The following is a 20,312-nucleotide window of genomic DNA, read 5'->3' as shown; positions in this document are numbered from 1 at the left end:
GAGTATAACGTTTATGGGATTAGATAAGCCCCAACAGTTCCACAAACTGTTGGAGCTATCACTTGCGTAATTGAACACGAGCTGCGGATTGTGTCAAAATAGGGATTTCCAATCAACCACTGCGTCAATCTGATAAATCTAGGACAAAACAAACAAAAGAGGCAGGACATTGGGCAAAAATCCAGCCTCTTTTACACTAAAGATATTTTCCATCCACCTTTAAGGCCTTACAAACAGCACGTAAATCATCTTTAGACAGAATATTATTTTCATAAATGGATTTTCCACTAATATTCTGTAAACTAAGAGCAATTTTTGCTGCCTTATCTACCGTTTCAATCAACCCAAAGCAATCTTGATAGCTTGTTCCTGTTGAAAGAACGCCATGCTTTGCCCAAACGACTAAACGATGATTGGATAATTGGGTAGCTGTATCCAAACCAATTTGGTAAGTTCCAGGCACTTCCCATGGCAAAACAGACACACCATCAGGAAAGACAACAATAGACTCTGTCAAGACGGACCATAAATCTAAAGTCAGAGATTCACTAGTAACCTCATTTAATAAGGAATAAATGACAATATTAGTCGCATGATTATGAACAACAACACGCTGATTCGGACTTTGTCTTAGTCGTGCTGAATGAGACAAAATGTGCATAAAAATTTCACTAGTAGGTTTCTTACCTGAATTAAAACCAGCAACAACCTGATAACCTTCTTTTGTCAATTGAATGATGCCTGTATCAATTTGCGGTTGATCTCGTAAATGCCGAAATTGACTGCCCGATGCTGTAATCAGTAAATATTGGCCCTGCATATTGTCAGGAATGGGCATGACAGCTACCTCTTCTAGTGGTTTATCATAAACAATAAAACTGGTATCTCTCAAATCTTCTGGTAGTGACTGAATTTGATTTTCAGTCAACCTGTAACTAACATTACCACCATTATACTCATCCCAACCTCGATACCACATATCATGTGTCAGTTCCATTAACTGACTAATATAATTAGGAAAAGTCATAGTAACGGCTCCTTTCTCGTTAAGTTCTCCTTTTTGCTAACTTGCTTTTCTTTTCATTTTCCCAATCTTTAAACAGATTTTGTTTTTCCAAATAAATACTTAATATTAATACCAATAATGTTAACCAAAGCTGCTGACTAATAATGGCATAGACAAATAAAACAGCAGATAAAACAATAAGAGATTTACGCATAAAGCCCCCCATCCTTTGTTTTTATAAGGTAAACTAGTCTTGTTTTAACGTTTGATTATATTTTTGACGATCTTTTATTAGCCAAACGAACAATCCTAGCCAAGCTATCATAAGAAGAATGGATAATATATTCCCTTGGAAAATTGTCGCCAAAAGGTAACGAATATCTGGTCCTTCAAATGTTGACCAACCAATCATTCCCTTATGTCCAAGCGTACCTGTCTCTTTAGCCAACCTTGTCATATATGGTGCAAAATAGGTTGCTCCGTACAAAAAGAATGGAGTTGTAATAAGACCATGAATAATCATACGAATAACATTACCATTCGTTAATAACAAGGAACCGACAACAAATGATAGATTGATGATACCTGCAAATGGTAAAACAATATTGCCAGGAAGAATAATAGAACCAATCAATAAGAAAGGAATGGTAAAGATAACAGCTACCCAAAGTTCATTACGCCCGCCAAGAATTGGCCAATCTAAACCAATATAGACTTCTCGATCTTCAAACCGATCACGCATAAAATCAGAGACAGCTTCTGAAATTGGAGACAAAGCTTGCGAGAACAATTTTGATACCATTGGAAATAGAGTTAGGGCTGTCGCTGCTTGAACAGCAAGTGTCAAAGCATATTTTACCCCATTTCCTGATGCAAGACCTAAGGCCAAGCCAATAATAGCTCCCATTACAGAATTCTCACCAAAAATACCAATTTTTTCTTTCAATTCATCTGCACTAAAATCTTTATTTAGAGCAGGTATTTTTTTAAGAAGTTCATCAATCGGATGTAATAAAACAGCTATCAAACAAATAAAATGCGGTACTGTTACCCCAGGAATACCTGTTAAACGTTCTACTTCAGGAGCAAAAGCGTCTCCTAATTTAAGTTCTAAGATCATAATAACTGCCGCGGCAACAAAACCTAGAATAATATTATTAGTAAAATAAGAAACAATGACAGCTGTAAAAATTTTATTCCAGACATTCCACAAATCAACATTTAATGTTTTTGTTTGATGAGTAACTAGCATCACAAAATTAATGACTAATTGTAGTGGAAAAGCCAGAAAAGCATACGGCCATGCCCAAGTAATAGCAGCAGCACCAGGCCAACCAATATCAACAGCAGGCAGCGATAAGCCAGTGTTTTTAGTTAAATCATTGGCTGCGGTCCCAACACTATCTTGAATAAAATTTATCAGTAAATTCATACCTGTAAAAGCAATACCCAAGGTCAAGGCTGCTGTGAAAGCATCTCTGAACTTCATTTTCATGCACAAACCAACTATCAGCATTAAGAAAGGGACAAAGACTGCTGCTCCAAGATCTAAGATATATTGAATAACTGTTTGTAATATATCCATAACGATACCTCCTAACTTTGGATAAACTTAATAATCTTTTCCAATTCTTGTTGTTGTCCTACTCCGGTTAAAAAAGCAATACCATTAAAAACCGGAACCCCATAATCTTTTTTAACTTTGACTATAGAAATGTAGCCATCAGCAGTTTTCAAGTGATGCTCCAACGATTTCATATCAACTGCCTCAATAGTACAAGCAACTTTGGCATCTTTCAACAAACGATCTACTTTCGAGGCTACTGTTTGAGAAGTAGCCACTCCTGAACCACAAGCAACAATTAATTTTTTCATAATAAGTCCTCCTTCATCTTTTTTAGAACTTGTCTTTATAATTTTTTTGCCATCTTTACCACCCAAGGAGATTGTTCTTTTAGTAAAGTTTGGGACAAAGATCCTAATCTCGCTATATAAAATGGTGATAACAGTTTGACGCAGTAGTTAGGAGTAAGACTAACTGGCTTTATGCTCAAAAAAAATCAAAATCAGACGAGGCAACGTCTTAAGAAAATCCGCTAATGCTGGATTTTCTACGCCAAGCTCTATGGAGCTGGCTAAAGCCCTTACTAGCTGTTGGTGAAATAATATCAATTTCACCTCCTCGCGTCGCAACGAACCACAGACAACTTCAATTATCCAGTGGATAGTTGAAGGCTGAAATGAGACAAACCTAACTTGTATCACTGGAGTACGGCAAGGCGAAGTTAACGATGTATTATTTTAATTTTCAAAGAGTATTAGTCCCATTTTCCTTTACTAAGCTAGCGCCTATCACATCACTAAACTATTTTCTACGAATACAGGTTCTTACCTTTTCGTAAACAGAGCAATAATTTCTTCCTGAGAATTCGAAAGAAGTAGTTTTTGAATAAAGTTCTTATTTCCAAATAATTCCATCAACTCAACTAATAACCCTGTTTGATTTTTAGGATCCGTTATTCCTAAAACAAGAACAAATCTCACCTCAACTTTCTGATCATCCGTTCCCATTTGAATAAAAGTTATCGGTTGCTCCAATTTATTAATATAAATAAAAGGTTCAACCACATGCTCAGAATAAGTATGAGGAATGGCAACGGCAGTATTTTCTAATTGTAATCCAGTTGGAAATTCTTCCTCTCTTAATAAAAGTGCTTTTTGAAAAGTTTCTCTGACATAAGCCTTAGCAAAAAGGTCTTCTGATAATTTCGATAGTAATTCTTCTTGATTATCTGCAAATTGATGAAGTTGAATAAGATCTTTTTTAATAAGCTGAGCAACAATTCCCATTACTTTCCTCCTTTTTCTTTTTTAATCATAAGTTACTTCTGAAAATAAATGTGATAAAAATACCTCTTTCTCATCTGATTGCCACAAATCATCAATATATTTAAAACTATCAATTTTAGAATAAATGCTAACTAAAGCATCAACATAGGCTTTCAAATCTCTTGATTCAATCGCCACTAACATGACTACCTTAACATAATTATTCCCCCACAAAATAGGCTTATCCAAAGTCATCATCAGCAATTGGGAATGTGACACAAATTCTGGATCGGCATGGGGCAGAGCGACACCTGTATAAGTACTAGTATTTCCAAGCTCCTCTCTTTTCCAAATCGATTTCTCATATTGTGGCTTGCTTAAATTTGCTTTGTGAGATTGTTTTATTAAATAATTTAAGCATTCTTCAACGCTAGTAAATTGACAATGAAGATAAATAGAATGATTTAATAATTTTTTGATTAAGGACTGAGAAAATAAATTATTGTTTCTTAAGAGAGAAACCATACTACGATTACTTTTGCTAAAACGATAATATTGTCTTTGAATTTCCTGCAATTCTTGATCTTTAATAATGGTTCCTACTAAAATATAGCGGGTATGAGGCAAGTCCAAATGCACAGAGCTGATTAGTAAATCGGTTTCTTTTAATTTAATTTTTGGCAAATCAGATAGCTCAACTTTGATAAGATGGTCATAATCTGAAATAATACGTCTTAGTTGACTCATTATTAATTCTGAGGTAGCTAAATTATGAGGACAGACAACATAGACTGTCAAGGGTTGGATTAATTTTTCAATGGCAATTTCAAAATGTATCGTTAAAAAGGCAACCTCAGCATCATTTAAAACAATATTAAATTGTTCATTGAGTATTTTAGATGAAATCCAAACAACATTATATAAAATGCTATATTGTGTTTTGATTTCCTCAACGATTTGATTTTCAATAATGATTTTATTTTTGAGGCGAAAAATCATTGGCTGAACATGGTTTAATAGCATCTGTCTCAGATAGTTATCAGATGATAAATCAAGACTAATCAAATGCCCCACATTTAAAATAAATTGTTCTACAATACGACTCATATTGTGGTTATAAACAACTTGAGCACTTTCATAACCAACTGATAACAGGGAATAAACAATGCTTACAATTTCATTTTCAGGAATTTGATTAATTTCCAATTCCAAGATGGAACTCAACAAATCACCCGAGAATAGAAAAACTTCATAGCCTTTGATATTTTTTGATAAAATCTTATCTACTTCCGTTAAAATTTTTTTATTATGAAATCTATGCCGAGCAATCAAAAGATCAAAAATCAAAAATAGCTTATAACTTTCGTTGAGATTAAAATGATAAAGATAGGAATAGCTATCTACTTTTTCTATAACCATTTTAATCTCAGACAAACTAAAAATGGTTTGAAGTTCTTTACATTGCAATATTTTGTCAAATTGATTGACATAATGATAAAGCAAATAATTTCGAGCAAATTTTCTAATATTCTGCTCACACCCCACTAAACGAATTTCCCCGCTTTTCCTTTCAAAATATAAGGAATAATCTGCTAATTTTGTTTCCAGTTTTTCAATATCTCTTCTGACTGATACTTCACTAACATAATTTAAAAGCGACCAATCAATAATATCAATCTTGCCCGAGCCAAAAATAAGTTCCTTAACAATCTTTGCTTCTCTCATTTCAGGAGATATCGTTTGGCTGTTCAATGGTAATTGTTGGTCATAAAAAGTTTTATAAAGTTCCTCTCTTTCTTCTCTATTAGCATCAAGAATAATTCCTTTTCTCGGAGTCCTTTTGATTCTTACAAAAAAAGATTCTAATGCTTCATTTATTAAATCAATATCATGATAAATTGTCTTCGTTGAGACAGAATAATTAGCGGATAAATCCTGCGCAGTTAGATAATTCGCCGCTGATAAAAATTGATGTAAAATATTTAATTGTCGAACGTTCAAAACAGCCTCCTTTCTCGAAGTACCTCTATGGTTTCATTATAGAAAAATAAAGATTTAATTAAAAGTCATTCTAGTTCTAGATTAATCTAGAAGTTCTGTTAATTTATTATGATCTTAAAGCCTGTATTTACAGAAAAATAGTTTAGCGTGTGATAAGTGTTAGCTTGGTAAAAAGTAATCGCAAGGTCACTATAAAAGGGCCGTCTCTACACCCAAAGAAACTGGCAAAAAAGTTCTGAATACAAGTTCTTAAATGTATTTTAGCCAACTTATCTCAAGAGTTTTTACAAAGTGGCTAACTTCAACTTGAAATTTGCTAATGAAAAAATTATTTATTTTTTGGCAAAAAAGTGTTGACAACTATCACTAACTAGTATATACTTAAATCATCCTAAACTTTTCTTTTTTCATACGAAGGTTTAATCCTCCTTCGTGTCATCTCTCTAATCTCCTTTAGAAGATGAAATCTCCTAACTCAGAGCGTCTGGTCTTCCCTCCAGACGCTCTTCTTTATGTTTAAAAATAAATAGCAAAAATCCCAGCAGGCTCGAGTTCCTACTGGGATTTTTAAATGAAGTCAATTCCATTATTAAGCTGACAAGACTTTACGTCCTTTACGGCGACGGCTAGCAAGCACACGACGTCCGTTTTTAGTTGCCATACGATGACGGAAACCATGTTTACGCTGACGGCGGATTTTACTTGGTTGATAAGTACGTTTCACCTTGAATACCTCCTCATAGATTTTCGTATTCGTTTAGCCGGCTATGTGATCATTACTAAACATACCATGCTATTCTATAAGAAATAGCAGAGCTTGTCAAGTTTTATTTTCTTGTTTTTCCTGTAACTTACGGTTAATCCTGCTAACACGTCGATAAAAGGTTAGGTAAACCACAAACCAAATCACAAGGTAAATCATTGCGAAATTCAGAAAGAAAGACAGAGACGAGGGACTAGCCGCCTTATTCAGAATATTCATCAAAATGACTAAGGCATAAACCGCTATAAAATGTAATATTATTTGCCAAAGCAGAGCCGGTCTCTCTAGTTCATAAATCATCGTCACAAGGCCTATTAGGGCACTAATCCAGACAACATTACCAATCTGACCAACCGTCTGCGTTTGAGCTCCTGCAGTCAGCAGACTAAGGACATAGATAAGCCCACCGAAACCAACACCGACGAGGATATAAATAATGATTTTTCTTAACATTTCTTTCACTGTTTTCACCTCACAATCCTAGGCGCTGCTCTAGATTTTTTAGGTAACGACGGCTCACATGCAGCTTACGTTGACCCGTTAGCAGCGCTAGCATATTGCCAGAAAAACTAGCTTCCAAGGCTTCTAAATGATTGATGTTGAGCAAACTTTGCTTGGAAACCTGCACAAAATCAGGGTTATTTAGTCGCTCCTTAAACTTGTAGAGTCGCTCTATAATGAGATACCGCCCTTTGAAAGTCTCCAAAATAAGATTCGTCCCGTCCACATCCACATAGATGAGGTCAGCAATTTTGAGCATTTCAATCCTATCGGCAGTTTTAATAGGAATAATAGCTGGCGCTTCAGTCTCATAAGCCGCTACATAATCCAAAAAGCGCTGAACAGATGATGTCAAACTTTGGCTGCGCACCAATACCTCAATCTCCTCTGCTGTCAGATTTGCTACCTCTTCAAATCGAAAATCCATGACAATCCTTTCTGAGTCCTATTTCTCCTATAGTACCTTTTTTGAGGACTTCATGCAAGCTGCAGCCTAAGCAAGGAAAATCATGAAGCACAGACATAGGATATAGAGATTACTAGAGTAGAGAAACAGCCGCTCCAACAAGCCAAAGTAAGGTTTAAGCGGAGGTAAAATCATGGCTGCAACAAGACCGTAAAGTCCAACCTTGACCAGTTGCTCTAAAAGGTGACAAACAGAATAGAGAGTTGGGTTGATAGGACCAATACTTTTGGTAACATTGAAAATAAAAATAGCTAGCGCTGTAAACTGCAAGACAGCAAATAATAAATGCAGGGCACCTATGAGCGTGCGCTCTTTGCCTTCAAGATCTGTTGGAAAAACAGCAACACCTACAAAACCAACTAAAGTCAAGGCTAGCAGAGCAATTCCTGTGCCCTTAAAAGAAAACGAATAAGACCAGCCGGCTAGTGCTAGCATCAGTGCGATAGTCCTTACCGTACTGACCAAACCTGCCAATTGAAAGTATTTTTGATAAGGTCCAACGCCATAGTCACTGACCGCATGTTTAATGGGATTATAGGTTCCCTTATTTTTAAGATGAAGTACTATCATCAAGTAACCATAAGCGATGATACCTAGAATGGCAACAAGACTAAATCCTTTTGAAATCATTTTGAATTTACCTTTCTTCTAAACCGTTTATCACAGAGCAAGGCTAACCTTCTCAGCTCTTTACCGCTAATTTTCCTAGACGCGTCTTGCCTTGTCCTTTTACCCAAAGAAAGCTAAAAAGGACAAGGAGACTGACAACAATTACGGCAGCTATAATAAGGATATTTTGCTGACAGGTCAACAGATGGTCTCCCCACTTAAGGTCAATACCTAGGTATTCTTTGATGTCAAGACTAGACTTCCATTTTGGAATATCATCTCCAACCAAAATTTGACGAAAGACTGAGGCTACATAGGCACCTGGTACCAGTTTAATGACCTTCTGAGCAACATCAGGAAGCGTTCCCATCGGCATGTAGACGCCCACCAAGAAACCTGATGCCGTTCCAATGATGGTTGACAGACGTTCTGCGACTTCTACAGTTTTCACAAATTGAACCAATAGCAAGGCAAGAAGGGCTGACATGACTGAACTTAAGACAATCACTCCTACTACGGAAGGGAGATTGCCCCCCTCAAAACGCAGACCATCTTGGTAATAAAAATAGAGAGACATAATGGCATACATGATAACCTGCATAACACTGCCAATCACACTGGCACTGAGCAGATAGCTGACGTTCAATCGGAAGTTCGTCGTATCTGCCAGCAGAAAATCAGAGAATTTCTGGCTTTCCTTATCACGAACCAGCCTTGCTGTTGCTGACCAAGTTGTCGTAATGCCAGTTACGGCTAGAATACCGCCCATTACCCAGCGATCCAGAAACTTCTCGGGGTGAGACAAGGTGCTCCAAGCATCTAGCATATTCTTTTGCAAGAAAATGATGTACAAAGCAAAGGCAATCCAAGCTCCCATCAGTGAGAAAAAGACACTAGCCTTGTTGCTAAAATAAAGTTGTAAATTGCGTTTAACGGTCGTTAGCATCAGCTAATCTCCTTTCCTGTGATGGCAATAAAGGCTTCGTTGATAGTGCCTTGTTTGAATTCGAAATCTGCTATAGCTTCTCGGTACTTGCCCAGTAGACCAATAACCTCCTGTGATGACAAACCTTCTATCAGGTAGCCTGCTTCCGTTTCTTTTAGGGAAAATGGCAGAGCTGCCAAGCTTGTTGGGTCTGCAACCTTGAGGAGCAGTTGACTCTTGGCATATTCCTTAACAAGGTCAAAAGCTGTGCCCTGTGCTAAAATTTTCCCGTGGTCAATGACATAAGTGACTTCAGCATTTTCAGCCTCTTCTAAGTAATGAGTGGTCAAGAAAATGGTCAACCCTTGCTCTTTTTTCAAGCGGTAAAGCAGCTGCCAAATCATCTGGCGGGTTTGGATATCAAGTCCAGTCGTTGGTTCATCCAGAAAGAGAAGGTCTGGTTTGTTGAGCAAAGCCCGTGCAATGTCCACGCGCCTGCGCTGACCGCCAGATAAGGTACCATATTTTTGTCCTAGAAAACCACTCAATCCTGTCAATTCTACCAATTCATTTAACCAAGTCTTATCAATGTGCTGATAAAGCCCCGCGCGATTTTTTAAGTTGGCACGAACCGTCAGTTCTTCATCCAGCACACTGTCCTGAAAGACAATGCCGATTTTTAAATCGGATGTCAGAATCACCTTACCAGAGGTTGGAGCCAGCAATCCCGTCAGCATTTTAATAGTCGTTGATTTGCCAGCTCCGTTTGTTCCTAGATAAGCAACTAAGCTACCCTTTGGAATTTCCAAGTTAAGCTGATTGACAACTGTTTTCTCTCCATAGGTTTTTGTGAGATTTTGGGTTTTCATTAACATCTTACAGTGTATTCCTTTCATTGCGTTTTTTCACGACGGCAAGTCTCAGTGAGTTAAGCAGCAGCAAGCCACAAATAATCGTAGCCAACTGATAATGGAGCAAAAAGCACACCAGAGTAAGCACAGCATTAATTCCTATTGCTATCAACGATTTTTTCATGTCTTAAACTTCCTTTCGTTTACAAGTCTTATCCTAACAAAAAAAGCGCCTCTCTGGGGCGCTTTTGCGGTAAGTGGTCAAAAGAAGAGGGTGAGCGGTAAAAAAACAGCCCATTCTTTTTATAATAAATAATTAATCAAATTATATTCCTGCACAGCATAAAAAAAGACTGGCTTCGCCAATCCCCCCTTAGTTAAAAAGTACCTTCCAAAGTCACTACCACATACCGATTAGGATCATCACCTTCAGAATGAGACGTCACACCATCAATTTGAGCAATGGCTTTGTGAACAATTTTACGTTCGCTGTTACTCATCGGATCCATGCGATAGACTTTCCCTGTCTCAAGAACACGATTGGCAGCTTTCCCTGCAAAATCAATTAAAGTCTCCGCACGTTGTTCTAAATAGTCATGAACATTCAAAGAAACCGTAAAATGCTTAGAATGCCGATCATGCAGATAATTTTGAGCCAAGAGCTGCAAAGATTTAAGCACCTTGCCATGATAACCAATAATACGGCCTGCTTCAGGTGTCTCAATCTGAATAATGATGGTGCGGCGATTGTGACGAACCTCTAAACTAGCTTCTAAGTCCATCTCATAAATAACATTTTCAATATAGGATTTAACATCTGCCGCCGCTGCTTCAACATCTTTATTATTAGCAGTCTCAACATCGTCAAATTCAGATGCAACAAATGTTTCAAAACTGCTTGCTTCAGATGAAACTGCTGAATCAACAGACACTGACTGACTTTCTTTCAGAGCTACTTCAGCAGCTTCTTGCTCCAGATTTTCAAGCAATTCATCCGTAATCACTGCCTTTTCCAAAACCTGAGTTTTCAGCAGTTTATTTTCCGACGATTTAGCCAGTCTGGATACCTTATTTAAAGCAAGAGCATCTTCTCTGGCACTGGTTACTGGGGTATTTTGACGATTAACAGCTTCTGGTACCCCCTTGACAGCTTCCTGATCAGCTTTGTGTGCTGTTTTTTCATTAATCGAATCAATGCTGACCTTTGCAGGTTTTCTGCCAAACCCCAAAAAACCTTTTTTCTCCCGATTGATTACTTTAATATGAGCTTTCATGCGGACAATACCCAGATCCGCAAGTCCCTTTTCGATAGCTTCCTCAACTGTCGCTCCCGTATAGACAACCATAGGAAACCTCCTTATCTACGTTTTTTTGCTTTCTTCTTCGCACGGCGAATTTTGGCCTGACGTTCTTTTTCCTCGGCTTCAAGACGCTCCCGCTCTGCAATAATTTTGAAAGGATTATTAAAAATCAATGTCTGACACACTTGGAATAAATTCGTCACTGCCCAATAAAGCGCCACACCAGATGATATTTGTGTCCCAAACCACAGAATAAAAACTGGCATAATAATCATCATGGCAGTCATCATCCCATTACGCTCCTTGGCAGACTTATTGGTCAGCCAGAGTGATAGGAATGTAAAGACAGCAGCCAAAAGCGGCAGAATGTAATAGGGATCCTTTTCACCCAAATTAACCCATAAAAAACTGCCTTCTTTTAGCTTAGGTACACGAATCAAAGCTTGATAAAGCGCCATCAAAAGCGGCAGCTGAATCAAGAGCGGCAGCATACTGGCGTAAGGATTGACCCCATGTTCCTTATAAAGTTCATTTTGAGCTACAGCCAAACCCTGACGGTCTCCAGCATGCTCTTTTTGCAATTCACGTAACTTAGGCTGTAATTCCTGAATATCGCGGCTAGCTGAAACCTGACGGTTATAAAGCGGTATCAAAAGTGTACGAACAAGAATGGTAAAGAGAATAATCCCAATACCAATAGAACCGCCAAAAGACAAACCTTGAATGGCCTGTCCAAAAATATAGATAAGCCGCTCCCATAACCCTACTGAATGGCTTGTCACCTCACTATTTCCACAGGCTGTAAGGACAAGCAAAGCCAGCCCAGTCAGCGCTGATAATTTAAGCTTTTTCTTCACCAAAAGACTCCTTTTTATATAATTTAGCTAATTTTAAAGCATGCGTCAGATTGCTAAGAATATCTTGATAATCAAGCTCTTCAACTCCCTTGCGGGCGATAATAACGAAATCATGATTTTCTAATTGAGGAGACAAATGCATCACAGCATGTCTCAAATGACGCTTTATCCGATTACGAACGACAGCATTCCCCAATTTTTTGCTAACCGACAAACCTACTCGATAATGCTTTTGTTCTTTGTTTAAACTGTAAATGACAAATTTGCGATTAGCGACACTGTGTCCCTGTTCAAAAATCGCTTGAAAGTCTTTTTCTTTCTTAACGCGATAAGATTTTCTCAAAACATACTCCAACTAATCAAAATTAGTTACTATTATATCACAAAAGACAAAAAAGCCCAAAACTACAATGATTTCAGGTCTTTTTTCCAAAATTATAATGTTTTTCTAGCTTCTTCAATCTGCCAGTTGACTTGCTCAAATCCCGTACCGCCAAGGGAATTACGACGTTCAACAGCCGTGTGTGATTTAAGGGTATCATAGATATCCGCCTCAATCAAATCAGAGATTTCCTGATAACGCGTAAAGGGCACATCTTGAAGATAAATACCTTTCTTGGTGCATTCCAAGACCAGCTGACCGACAATCTCATGCGCCTGACGGAAAGGCAAGCTCTTGCTAGCCAGATAATCGGCTAATTCAGTTGCATTTGAAAAATCTTTCTCGGTAGACTCAGCCATATGCTCTTTGTTCACCGTCATGGTCTTAAGCATACCCGCCAAGATATCAATGGCTACAGTAATGGTTTCAGCTGTGTCAAACATGCCTTCCTTATCCTCTTGCAGGTCTTTATTATAAGCCAAAGGCAGAGATTTCATGACTGTCAAAAGGCCAAAAAGATTGCCATAAACACGGCCCGATTTCCCACGAATGAGCTCTGCCATATCAGGATTTTTCTTCTGCGGCATAATGGACGAACCTGTTGAAAAGGTATCTGACAGAGTCACAAATTTAAATTCATTGGAACACCAACTGATGATTTCCTCACAGATCCGACTCATGTGCATCATAAGGATGCTGGCATTTGATAAAAACTCCAAGATAAAATCACGATCACTCACAGCATCCAGCGAGTTACTGTAAGGCTTAGTAAAGCCCATGAGTTGCGCTGTCATCTCACGATCAATCGGGAAGGTTGTACCTGCTAAGGCTGCTGCTCCAAGCGGTGAGATATCCGCATGCTTGATATTAAATTCAAAACGCTCACTGTCACGCGTAAACATGTTGTAGTAGGCCATAAGGTGATGCCCGAAAGAAATCGGCTGCGCGTGCTGCAAATGCGTGTAGCCTGGCATGATGGTGTAGGTATGCTCATCTGCTAACTTTACCAAAGTGCTGCGCAAATGGCGCAATTTTTCAATGACTTCATCCAGTTTGGCTTTGAGATAGAGGTGCATATCTGTCGCCACCTGATCATTACGCGACCGAGCGGTGTGAAGCTTCCCAGCCACCGAACCAATTTTAGCTGTCAAAAGACTTTCCATATTCATATGAATGTCTTCATTGGATACGTCAAAAGTGAGCTTCCCTGCTTTATAGTCGGTCAGCAACTCCTCCAGACCTGCCTTAATCTGTGCTGCTTCGTCCTGACTAATAATGCCCGTTTCACCCAACATGGTAACATGAGCTATTGATCCTTTCAAATCAAACTCTGCCATCTTCTGATCAAAGGAAATGGATGCACCAAACTCCTCCACCCATTTTTCCAGACCGGCCTCAAAACGGCCGCCCCATAATTTATGATTTTCTGCCATAATTGTTCTCTTTTCGTTAAAAACTTAGTAATAAATAAATAGAGTAGTTATAAAAGTCTTCCTTTTATGACAAACAAGTCCAAGGAGCGACCTCAGACTTGTTAGAATGCCTCACAGGACGGTTTACTTAAAGGCTTCTCTCAGAAAGCATTATTTAAGTTCGAGGTGCCTCTCTGAACACCTTTACGAAATGGATAAGTTATAAGAAAAGAGTCTCAGATCCAGCTCTCTGACTGTGATTATCTGATAAACTTTTCTAACGTTTTTTTGTTATAGATTCCAGCGAAGGTTCTCAGCTTAAAAGGAAATCGTTTTAAGCTGAGAACCTAGTGCAAACTTTAGCTGAGCTATATCAGGCTCAGCATCTCAGAAATAAGCTTTAGCTATTTCTGAGTAAGTTTGTTCCGCCATTATCTGAAGAATTTCTTATTGCATTTTAATTATTTACTTGACTATTGACTTGGGTTGGTAAGCCCCACAGTTTGATGAAGCCTACAGCAGCATCTTGGTCAAAACTATCAGCAGATGTGTATGTTGCCAGGTTTTCATCGTAAAGTGAATTAGGTGATTTTCTAGCCACAACTTGGGCATGACCCTTGTACAGTTTCACTTTAGCAGTACCATTGACCACTTTTTGCGTTTCTTTAAGGTAAGCAAGGATGGCTTTCGTTGCTGGGCTAAACCACAAAGCATTATAGATAAGATTGGACAATTCATTTTCAAGAATTGGTTTAAAGTGTGATACCTCACGTACCAAGGTCAAATCTTCAATTTCCTTATGAGCTGTCAAAAGCGTGATGGCTCCAGGACACTCATAAATCTCACGTGATTTAATACCGACAAGACGATTTTCCACATGGTCAATCCGCCCAACACCGTGTTTACCAGCAATAACATTGAGCTTTTGGATGAGGTCAGCCAGCTTGAGTTCCTCACCGTTAATAGCAATAGGTTTGCCAGCTTTGAACTCAATATCAACAAATTCTGCTTGGTCAGGAGCCGTTTCTGGTGAATTGGTAATACCGAAAGCTTCTTCTGGTGCTTGATTCCATGGATTTTCAAGGACACCGCATTCATTAGCACGACCCCAGAGATTTTGGTCAACTGAGTAAGGATTATCTAAATCAGCCGGTACTGGTACACCATTTTCTTTAGCGTACTCAATTTCCTCTTCACGAGACCATTTCCATTCACGGACAGGAGCAATAACTTTGAGACTTGGATCAAGAGCTGCGATAGCAACTTCGAAACGCACTTGGTCATTTCCCTTACCAGTACAGCCGTGAGCAATTGTTGTTGCACCTGTCTTATGAGCAATTTCGACCAATTTCTTAGAAATTACTGGACGGCTCAAAGCAGAAACCAATGGATACTTTTGCTCATAATAAGCATGTGCTTGAAGTGCTGGAAGGACATACTCCTCAGCAAATTCATCTTTAACATCAAGCACATAAGACTCAACAGCACCAACTGTCAAAGCTTTATCATGAATAAATTCAAGGTTTTTACCTTCACCGACATCCATGCAAACTGCAACAACATCATAATCTTTTTTGAGCCAAGTAATGGCAACTGACGTATCAAGACCGCCTGAATAGGCTAAAATAACTTTCTCTTTTGACATAGGATTTTTCTCTTTTCTTATAATTTCAGGTTTTCTTTTGTCACCTTATATTTTATATTGTATTGAATATTTATCCATCTGTCAACCATTTTTTGTATTTTTTTTCATTTATTTTTATAAATACTATAAAATTATTCAAGATCAAACAACAAATACTGGGAAGTGCCGCTTATTTAATACCATAAAATGCCGAAAAGCCTGTATTCTTATACAGGCTTTTCAAACAACAGCATCATCGGTAGAGATAGTACACCAAATATTTATGTGAACAGAATGAAAGAGGGAATAGTTATGCTTGGGGATTAAGCTTAAATCTTTCATTCTTTTCTTCTCTAACCGATTATCAGTATAACATGAGTATCAGTAATCATTAACCTTTTATCTCAAAATGCCCTTTTTCACTCCCAAAATGTTTAGCGTTAAAAAATGTCCCAATCATCAATTTTCATATTACGAAAATCACTTTTTTGACAGGCTACTAAATCAAACAAATACAAAATAAAGAGGACGGAACAAAAGTGTTCTATCCTCTTTAACATCATAAAAGATATGTAATGGGTAAAAAACTGTCAATGAAATGGGGATTAGGAAAAAGTTATATAAGTACATTAGTTTATCTTTGTAAGGTACTGTAGATTTTAACAAGATTGACGGTATCTCATTTCCGAATCACATATCTTGATAATATAATAATTTATTTCTCTTTAATTGTCTATACTATTTCACAAAATGTCTTTTTTTTGTCATGAATGGTATCTTTTATCTCTATAGTAGCAATTAAGCTTAACTTATTATAAGCATTTAAGTTCGTTATATTAAATATATTTATCCGACTAGTCTTTAAAAATGACAAAATTTCTGTCTATTAAAGATACTATTTGCTGCCAGTTTGGTGTTCTGACCATTTTTTTAGTAAATTTTTCAGCTTCAGCCTTGAAACAGGACAGGAATCCCCATTTTCAAAGTAAACCAATAGTTCTGATTTATCAACACGATATACGTTATCAAGATTAATCAAAAACGACCGGTGACAGGAAAAAAGATGATCATTTTCTGCAATAATTTTACCAAGATTAGCATAAAATTCTAAGCGTTCATCCTTGGTCATTAACATTACTTTGTGAGGAGTTGTCGAAGTTGCAAAATAATAAATATCGCGCATAGGAACTTGAACACGAGCCTGTGCTGTCTCAAAAATAAACATTTCTTCACCGATATCTTGACGGCCAATATTATCATTAACAAAGCACAAAGTCTGCTTAAGTTCTTGCCTGAATTGTTCATCAGAGACTGATTTATCAATAAAATCTAAAGCTGAAACTTTATATCTAAAACTAATAGGTGCAAATTCTGAGTGAGTTGTTACAAAGATTATAACAGCATTTCTATCCTGCTGACGAATTTTTGTTGCAACTTCCAATCCTTTACGAGTCTCTCCGTCAATATCAATATCCAAAAGAAAGACTTGATGATTCCCTTTTTCAGTAATGCTGTCTAAAAGTTTATGCGGTTTAGAAAAAACCTCTAGTTTTTTGAGAGAAAAAAGGCCTTCTGACGCCAGCCCCTTCAAAATAGTGTCAATTCGCGTTTGCTGTATAAGATCATCTTCTAAAACATAAATATTCATATAAGGTTCTCCTTTCTATAAATAATATTTAAATTTGTTGATTTCTTACTCAGGGACACATTAAGAAATTCATCATGACAGGTAAATTTCAAAACTTTAAAATGACTTCTTATGACTAACTTGTAACTGTTAACTTTGGTAACGCATTCTTTCAAAAGCTAGTCAGCTTTGTCCTTTAAATTATTTTCCTTATCAAACCGCTCATCTATTAAATCCTGACCAGCTTTTTTCAAGACATCCTGATAGGTACGTTCAATTAAATTAAAATCTCCGCTGTCAATACTGCTTTGCATACTGATTAAAATATTTTCATAATCGTGCTTGAAAGAACGAATATTTTTATAAGCTGCTTCAATTTGCTGATTGTAGGCTTCCAAATTGTGCAGGTGTTCTTCTTGTTCTTGTAAAATTCTTCTGTCTTGCAGTTCCTTGCTATAGGCAAAGAAACGAACCAAGATAAATATCAGAAAAACAATTCCTGACCAAATATAAGCAGGCATAAATGTCTTCATACGACTAATTTCTTCTGAGGTCAGTAAATTAAACCCTTTAAAATAAATAAAAGGATAATAAAGAATCATGATAATATCAATTCTAAGCAGCATTTTGTCATATTGCTTATCTTCACGTCCTGAGTAACTTTGTAAATCTGCATTAAGATTAAACAATTTTTGAAAAAGCAAAAAAGTAGGTACAACAATAATGTAAGTGATAATCAATCCAGGATGATGAGGAATTTCCCCAACATCACAATGGAATATAAATGGATAGACATAGTAGCTAAGAGCTCTTGAGACGATATCCACAAATATTGGCGGTAACAAAGCATAAAATATCTTTTCTGACTTCGTCAAATCAGGCAGAGCCCAGAAAGCTAAGATTAACAAATAAATAACATCTGGAAAATTGAAATGAAAAATTTGAAAGCTCAGCCATTTTACCAATAAAATCAAAAAGAAAAAAGGATAAAAACGGCTAGCCGGTAAACGACAGGAGGACAGCCGCTTAAAAATAAAGATAACCGAAGCAATAGTTAATCCCATGAAATAAATATCAAAAACAGCTCCCAAAACGGTTTCATTGGGATACATCATACGGCCTCCTCCTTTCTATCTTTAGGCTTGCTGAACTAAAAGCTGAGTAAAATAATGATTTTTACTTCGGGTTTCTAAATGGATATTGGGATATTTACTCAAGATAGTATCCACCTTGGCCAATCCAAGTCCTCTGCCTTCGCCTTTACTAGAATAACCTTCTTGAAAGACTTTGGAAATAGCTATATTTTCTTCCTGAGTCGTATTGGTTATCACAAGAATTAAATTATTATCTTCTTTAAAGAAGGCGATAGAGAGACTAGGCTGTTCTGAAAGCTCTGCGGCTTCAATAGCATTATCCAGAAAAATTGAAGAAACAACTACTAGATCCAAAATTTCCATTTGAGTATCACTAATAACATCCGGTAGCTCTAACTTAACCTGAATGCCTAAACTTTCAGCCTCTAAAATTTTAGCGGAGAAAAGACTCTTCAATGGAGAAATTTCCAAATTAATTAAACGAGAAAGCTCATAATTAGTGAGGCTAAGATTAGCTCCTGACTTTTCCAGCAAATCTGCATAGTGAGCCTTAACACCTGCTATATCATGAACCGCTATACTATCTTCCATTTCTCTTAAACCTATTTGATAGTCTCTTTTGACCTGAGAAATTTCACGATAAAGCTGTTCTAATTTACAGCTATATTCTTCAAGGCTCTCCTCATGACGATGCATTTCAAGAGCTAGCTTATCCTTTGCCTGCTGCTTCGAATAATTATTTAAAGAACTAAAGAAATATAAAAACAATAAACCATAAAGAATAGATAAGACCCCTCCTATATTTGCAGGAATAGGTACCAAATCCGTTCGATGCTGATTGTCAATATAAAGACTCATATAGAGAATTATAACTGAAAGGATGAGATAAAAAGCTGTTAAAGCCGTCAAAATAATATTTTGAGTACGATAATTTTTATTTCGTTCAACCTGCTTCAAGGCTTCAAAATCCAGAAGAAATGTATTTTTTATAATAACAAAAATAGGATAGACTGCCACAAGTGACAACACTACTAAAAAGTAGCTTGATCTTACTTGATCATAACTAAGCTGCAGAAAAATAGGAAGCAGATAAACTTGCAATATTTTATTAATAACCTCAACAAATATCCAAGGTAAAATAGTAAAAATAAACGGATTTTGCTGGGTAATACTTCTTCGGTTTAAAACATACCAAATCAAAAGAACTGCCAAATTTGCACCAATTCCCCCCAGCAAAAAAGAGAGAGAAATCCCACCAAGTATAACAAAAAGGCTGGCTTTCCAAGAAGTCAGTATGTTAGAAATACTTCTGCTGATTAATAAAATTACTACTGACCTCAGGACACTTATCATTATTGCCCAGAAAAATCCCCAGAAATCTTCGATCATCCTAACTCCTTTTTTATTCTTTTACATTACATTGTAACACAAATATCACTTTTTCAGAACATTTTTCTAAAAAGCACAAAAAAGCTTCATGAATTTTATATGAAGCTTTTTATTCCTAATCTATTCCCATTATCAATCGCAATTTAATACAGACCTACAATCCAACGGAACCATGGCCAGCCAAAGTTTACAGAAAAAGCATCTTGAGTTGCAAGTACCAAAGCAAGTGCTGCAACTACTGCCAATGGCAACAACAATTGTTTTTTAGTCATAATATCGTATCTCCAATTCCGATTAGATTTTAGACAAAGCCTTCAAGTTTAGTTGGCTATCTTAAAAACTTACATCCGCCATCATTATAACATTAAGATTAAAAAAGTGCAATTTTTCTGATATAAATATCTCAAAAATTTTGTTTTATCCTACTTTTATTAAATAATCTAAAAATAATTTTATAGCTTCAAGAAATCTTTCAAGTCCATTGTTCAACTCGAACAAGCTATCACAGATTACATTTTTTACTACAACAAACACATTAAAGGCAAACTAAAAGGGCTCTATAATATCTGTAGTGGGTAAATCTCATTCAGATATTATAGGGCTTTTTGAGTGTATACACAAAAAGTCCCATATGACTTATAATGAAAAGCGACAAAACCATCATTAGAAAGATTC

21 protein-coding genes and 1 pseudogene are annotated in these 20,312 nt (G+C 36.8%); 1 reads left to right on the top strand and 21 read right to left on the bottom strand.

All coding sequences use genetic code 11. The annotated features are described in order from the left end of the window. Positions 1 to 196: 196 nt before the first annotated feature. The 21 genes from rhaD to ACVRZ8_RS07665 form a co-directional block, all read right to left on the bottom strand. Positions 197 to 1,027 (bottom strand): rhamnulose-1-phosphate aldolase, encoded by an 831-nt coding sequence (gene rhaD / locus ACVRZ8_RS07765; RefSeq protein WP_447448747.1) that lies wholly within the window; start codon positions 1,025 to 1,027, stop codon positions 197 to 199. Positions 1,028 to 1,046: 19 nt separating this feature from the next. Continuing rightward, complete coding sequence (locus ACVRZ8_RS07760; RefSeq protein WP_447448746.1) at positions 1,047 to 1,220, bottom strand: hypothetical protein; 174 nt, start codon at positions 1,218 to 1,220, stop codon at positions 1,047 to 1,049. 33 nt (positions 1,221 to 1,253) lie between these two features. Next, positions 1,254 to 2,591 carry a PTS galactitol transporter subunit IIC gene (locus ACVRZ8_RS07755; protein WP_447448745.1) on the bottom strand — a complete coding sequence of 446 codons (1,338 nt, stop codon included), beginning with the start codon at positions 2,589 to 2,591 and terminating at the stop codon, positions 1,254 to 1,256. Positions 2,592 to 2,602: 11 nt separating this feature from the next. Beyond that, a complete protein-coding gene (locus ACVRZ8_RS07750; protein WP_447448744.1) occupies positions 2,603 to 2,881 on the bottom strand; it encodes a PTS sugar transporter subunit IIB in 279 nt (92 codons plus the stop codon). A 513-nt stretch (positions 2,882 to 3,394) separates the two neighbouring features. After that, positions 3,395 to 3,850: a PTS sugar transporter subunit IIA gene (locus ACVRZ8_RS07745; protein WP_447448786.1), complete on the bottom strand. Its 456-nt coding sequence runs from the start codon at positions 3,848 to 3,850 to the stop codon at positions 3,395 to 3,397. A gap of 27 nt (positions 3,851 to 3,877) precedes the next feature. Then, positions 3,878 to 5,836 (bottom strand): BglG family transcription antiterminator, encoded by a 1,959-nt coding sequence (locus tag ACVRZ8_RS07740; protein ID WP_447448743.1) that lies wholly within the window; start codon positions 5,834 to 5,836, stop codon positions 3,878 to 3,880. 589 nt (positions 5,837 to 6,425) lie between these two features. Beyond that, the gene (gene rpmH, locus ACVRZ8_RS07735) at positions 6,426 to 6,560 is read right to left on the bottom strand and encodes a 50S ribosomal protein L34 (protein ID WP_003102296.1); all 135 of its coding nucleotides are present in this window, start codon (positions 6,558 to 6,560) and stop codon (positions 6,426 to 6,428) included. Between the two features lie 96 nt (positions 6,561 to 6,656). After that, entirely contained in the window at positions 6,657 to 7,052 is a 396-nt protein-coding gene (locus ACVRZ8_RS07730) for a DUF3021 domain-containing protein (RefSeq protein WP_447448785.1), read from the bottom strand. Between the two features lie 19 nt (positions 7,053 to 7,071). Continuing rightward, positions 7,072 to 7,527, bottom strand: a complete 456-nt coding sequence (locus ACVRZ8_RS07725) for a LytTR family DNA-binding domain-containing protein (RefSeq protein ID WP_447448742.1) — start codon at positions 7,525 to 7,527, stop codon at positions 7,072 to 7,074. A 66-nt stretch (positions 7,528 to 7,593) separates the two neighbouring features. Further along, entirely contained in the window at positions 7,594 to 8,196 is a 603-nt protein-coding gene (locus tag ACVRZ8_RS07720) for a DUF998 domain-containing protein (RefSeq protein ID WP_447448741.1), read from the bottom strand. Positions 8,197 to 8,248: 52 nt separating this feature from the next. Continuing rightward, positions 8,249 to 9,121, bottom strand: a complete 873-nt coding sequence (locus tag ACVRZ8_RS07715; RefSeq protein ID WP_447448740.1) for an ABC transporter permease — start codon at positions 9,119 to 9,121, stop codon at positions 8,249 to 8,251. After that, positions 9,121 to 9,975 (bottom strand): ABC transporter ATP-binding protein, encoded by an 855-nt coding sequence (locus tag ACVRZ8_RS07710; protein ID WP_447448739.1) that lies wholly within the window; start codon positions 9,973 to 9,975, stop codon positions 9,121 to 9,123. Before ACVRZ8_RS07710 ends, ACVRZ8_RS07715 begins: the two co-directional genes overlap by 1 nt. 353 nt (positions 9,976 to 10,328) lie before the next feature. Then, positions 10,329 to 11,297, bottom strand: coding sequence for an RNA-binding cell elongation regulator Jag/EloR (gene jag / locus ACVRZ8_RS07705; RefSeq protein WP_447448738.1), 969 nt, complete (start codon positions 11,295 to 11,297; stop codon positions 10,329 to 10,331). A gap of 11 nt (positions 11,298 to 11,308) precedes the next feature. After that, positions 11,309 to 12,109 carry a membrane protein insertase YidC gene (locus ACVRZ8_RS07700; protein ID WP_447448737.1) on the bottom strand — a complete coding sequence of 267 codons (801 nt, stop codon included), beginning with the start codon at positions 12,107 to 12,109 and terminating at the stop codon, positions 11,309 to 11,311. After that, positions 12,093 to 12,452, bottom strand: coding sequence for a ribonuclease P protein component (gene rnpA / locus ACVRZ8_RS07695; RefSeq protein WP_447448736.1), 360 nt, complete (start codon positions 12,450 to 12,452; stop codon positions 12,093 to 12,095). The genes ACVRZ8_RS07700 and rnpA overlap by 17 nt, the downstream gene beginning before the upstream one ends. Before the next feature lie 92 nt (positions 12,453 to 12,544). After that, positions 12,545 to 13,927, bottom strand: coding sequence for an argininosuccinate lyase (gene argH, locus ACVRZ8_RS07690; protein WP_447448784.1), 1,383 nt, complete (start codon positions 13,925 to 13,927; stop codon positions 12,545 to 12,547). A 433-nt stretch (positions 13,928 to 14,360) separates the two neighbouring features. Then, the gene (locus tag ACVRZ8_RS07685) at positions 14,361 to 15,548 is read right to left on the bottom strand and encodes an argininosuccinate synthase (protein WP_447448735.1); all 1,188 of its coding nucleotides are present in this window, start codon (positions 15,546 to 15,548) and stop codon (positions 14,361 to 14,363) included. Between the two features lie 874 nt (positions 15,549 to 16,422). After that, positions 16,423 to 17,175, bottom strand: coding sequence for a response regulator transcription factor (locus ACVRZ8_RS07680; RefSeq protein WP_447448734.1), 753 nt, complete (start codon positions 17,173 to 17,175; stop codon positions 16,423 to 16,425). Positions 17,176 to 17,333: 158 nt separating this feature from the next. After that, the gene (locus tag ACVRZ8_RS07675; RefSeq protein ID WP_447448733.1) at positions 17,334 to 18,269 is read right to left on the bottom strand and encodes a histidine kinase; all 936 of its coding nucleotides are present in this window, start codon (positions 18,267 to 18,269) and stop codon (positions 17,334 to 17,336) included. Between the two features lie 21 nt (positions 18,270 to 18,290). Beyond that, the gene (locus ACVRZ8_RS07670; protein WP_447448732.1) at positions 18,291 to 19,637 is read right to left on the bottom strand and encodes a GHKL domain-containing protein; all 1,347 of its coding nucleotides are present in this window, start codon (positions 19,635 to 19,637) and stop codon (positions 18,291 to 18,293) included. A gap of 143 nt (positions 19,638 to 19,780) precedes the next feature. Next, positions 19,781 to 19,909 carry a hypothetical protein gene (locus ACVRZ8_RS07665; RefSeq protein ID WP_447448731.1) on the bottom strand — a complete coding sequence of 43 codons (129 nt, stop codon included), beginning with the start codon at positions 19,907 to 19,909 and terminating at the stop codon, positions 19,781 to 19,783. Between the two features lie 178 nt (positions 19,910 to 20,087). On the opposite strand from ACVRZ8_RS07665, the pseudogene ACVRZ8_RS07660 reads away from it, so the two are divergent. Continuing rightward, positions 20,088 to 20,216 (top strand): annotated as a pseudogene (locus tag ACVRZ8_RS07660) (IS3 family transposase); the annotation flags it as partial. Positions 20,217 to 20,312 lie beyond the last annotated feature (96 nt).

It is taken from the genome of Streptococcus dentiloxodontae, from assembly GCF_053206925.1.
The sequence above is the reverse complement of the archived record's forward strand: the minus strand, read 5'-3'. Positions and strand labels throughout refer to the sequence as shown.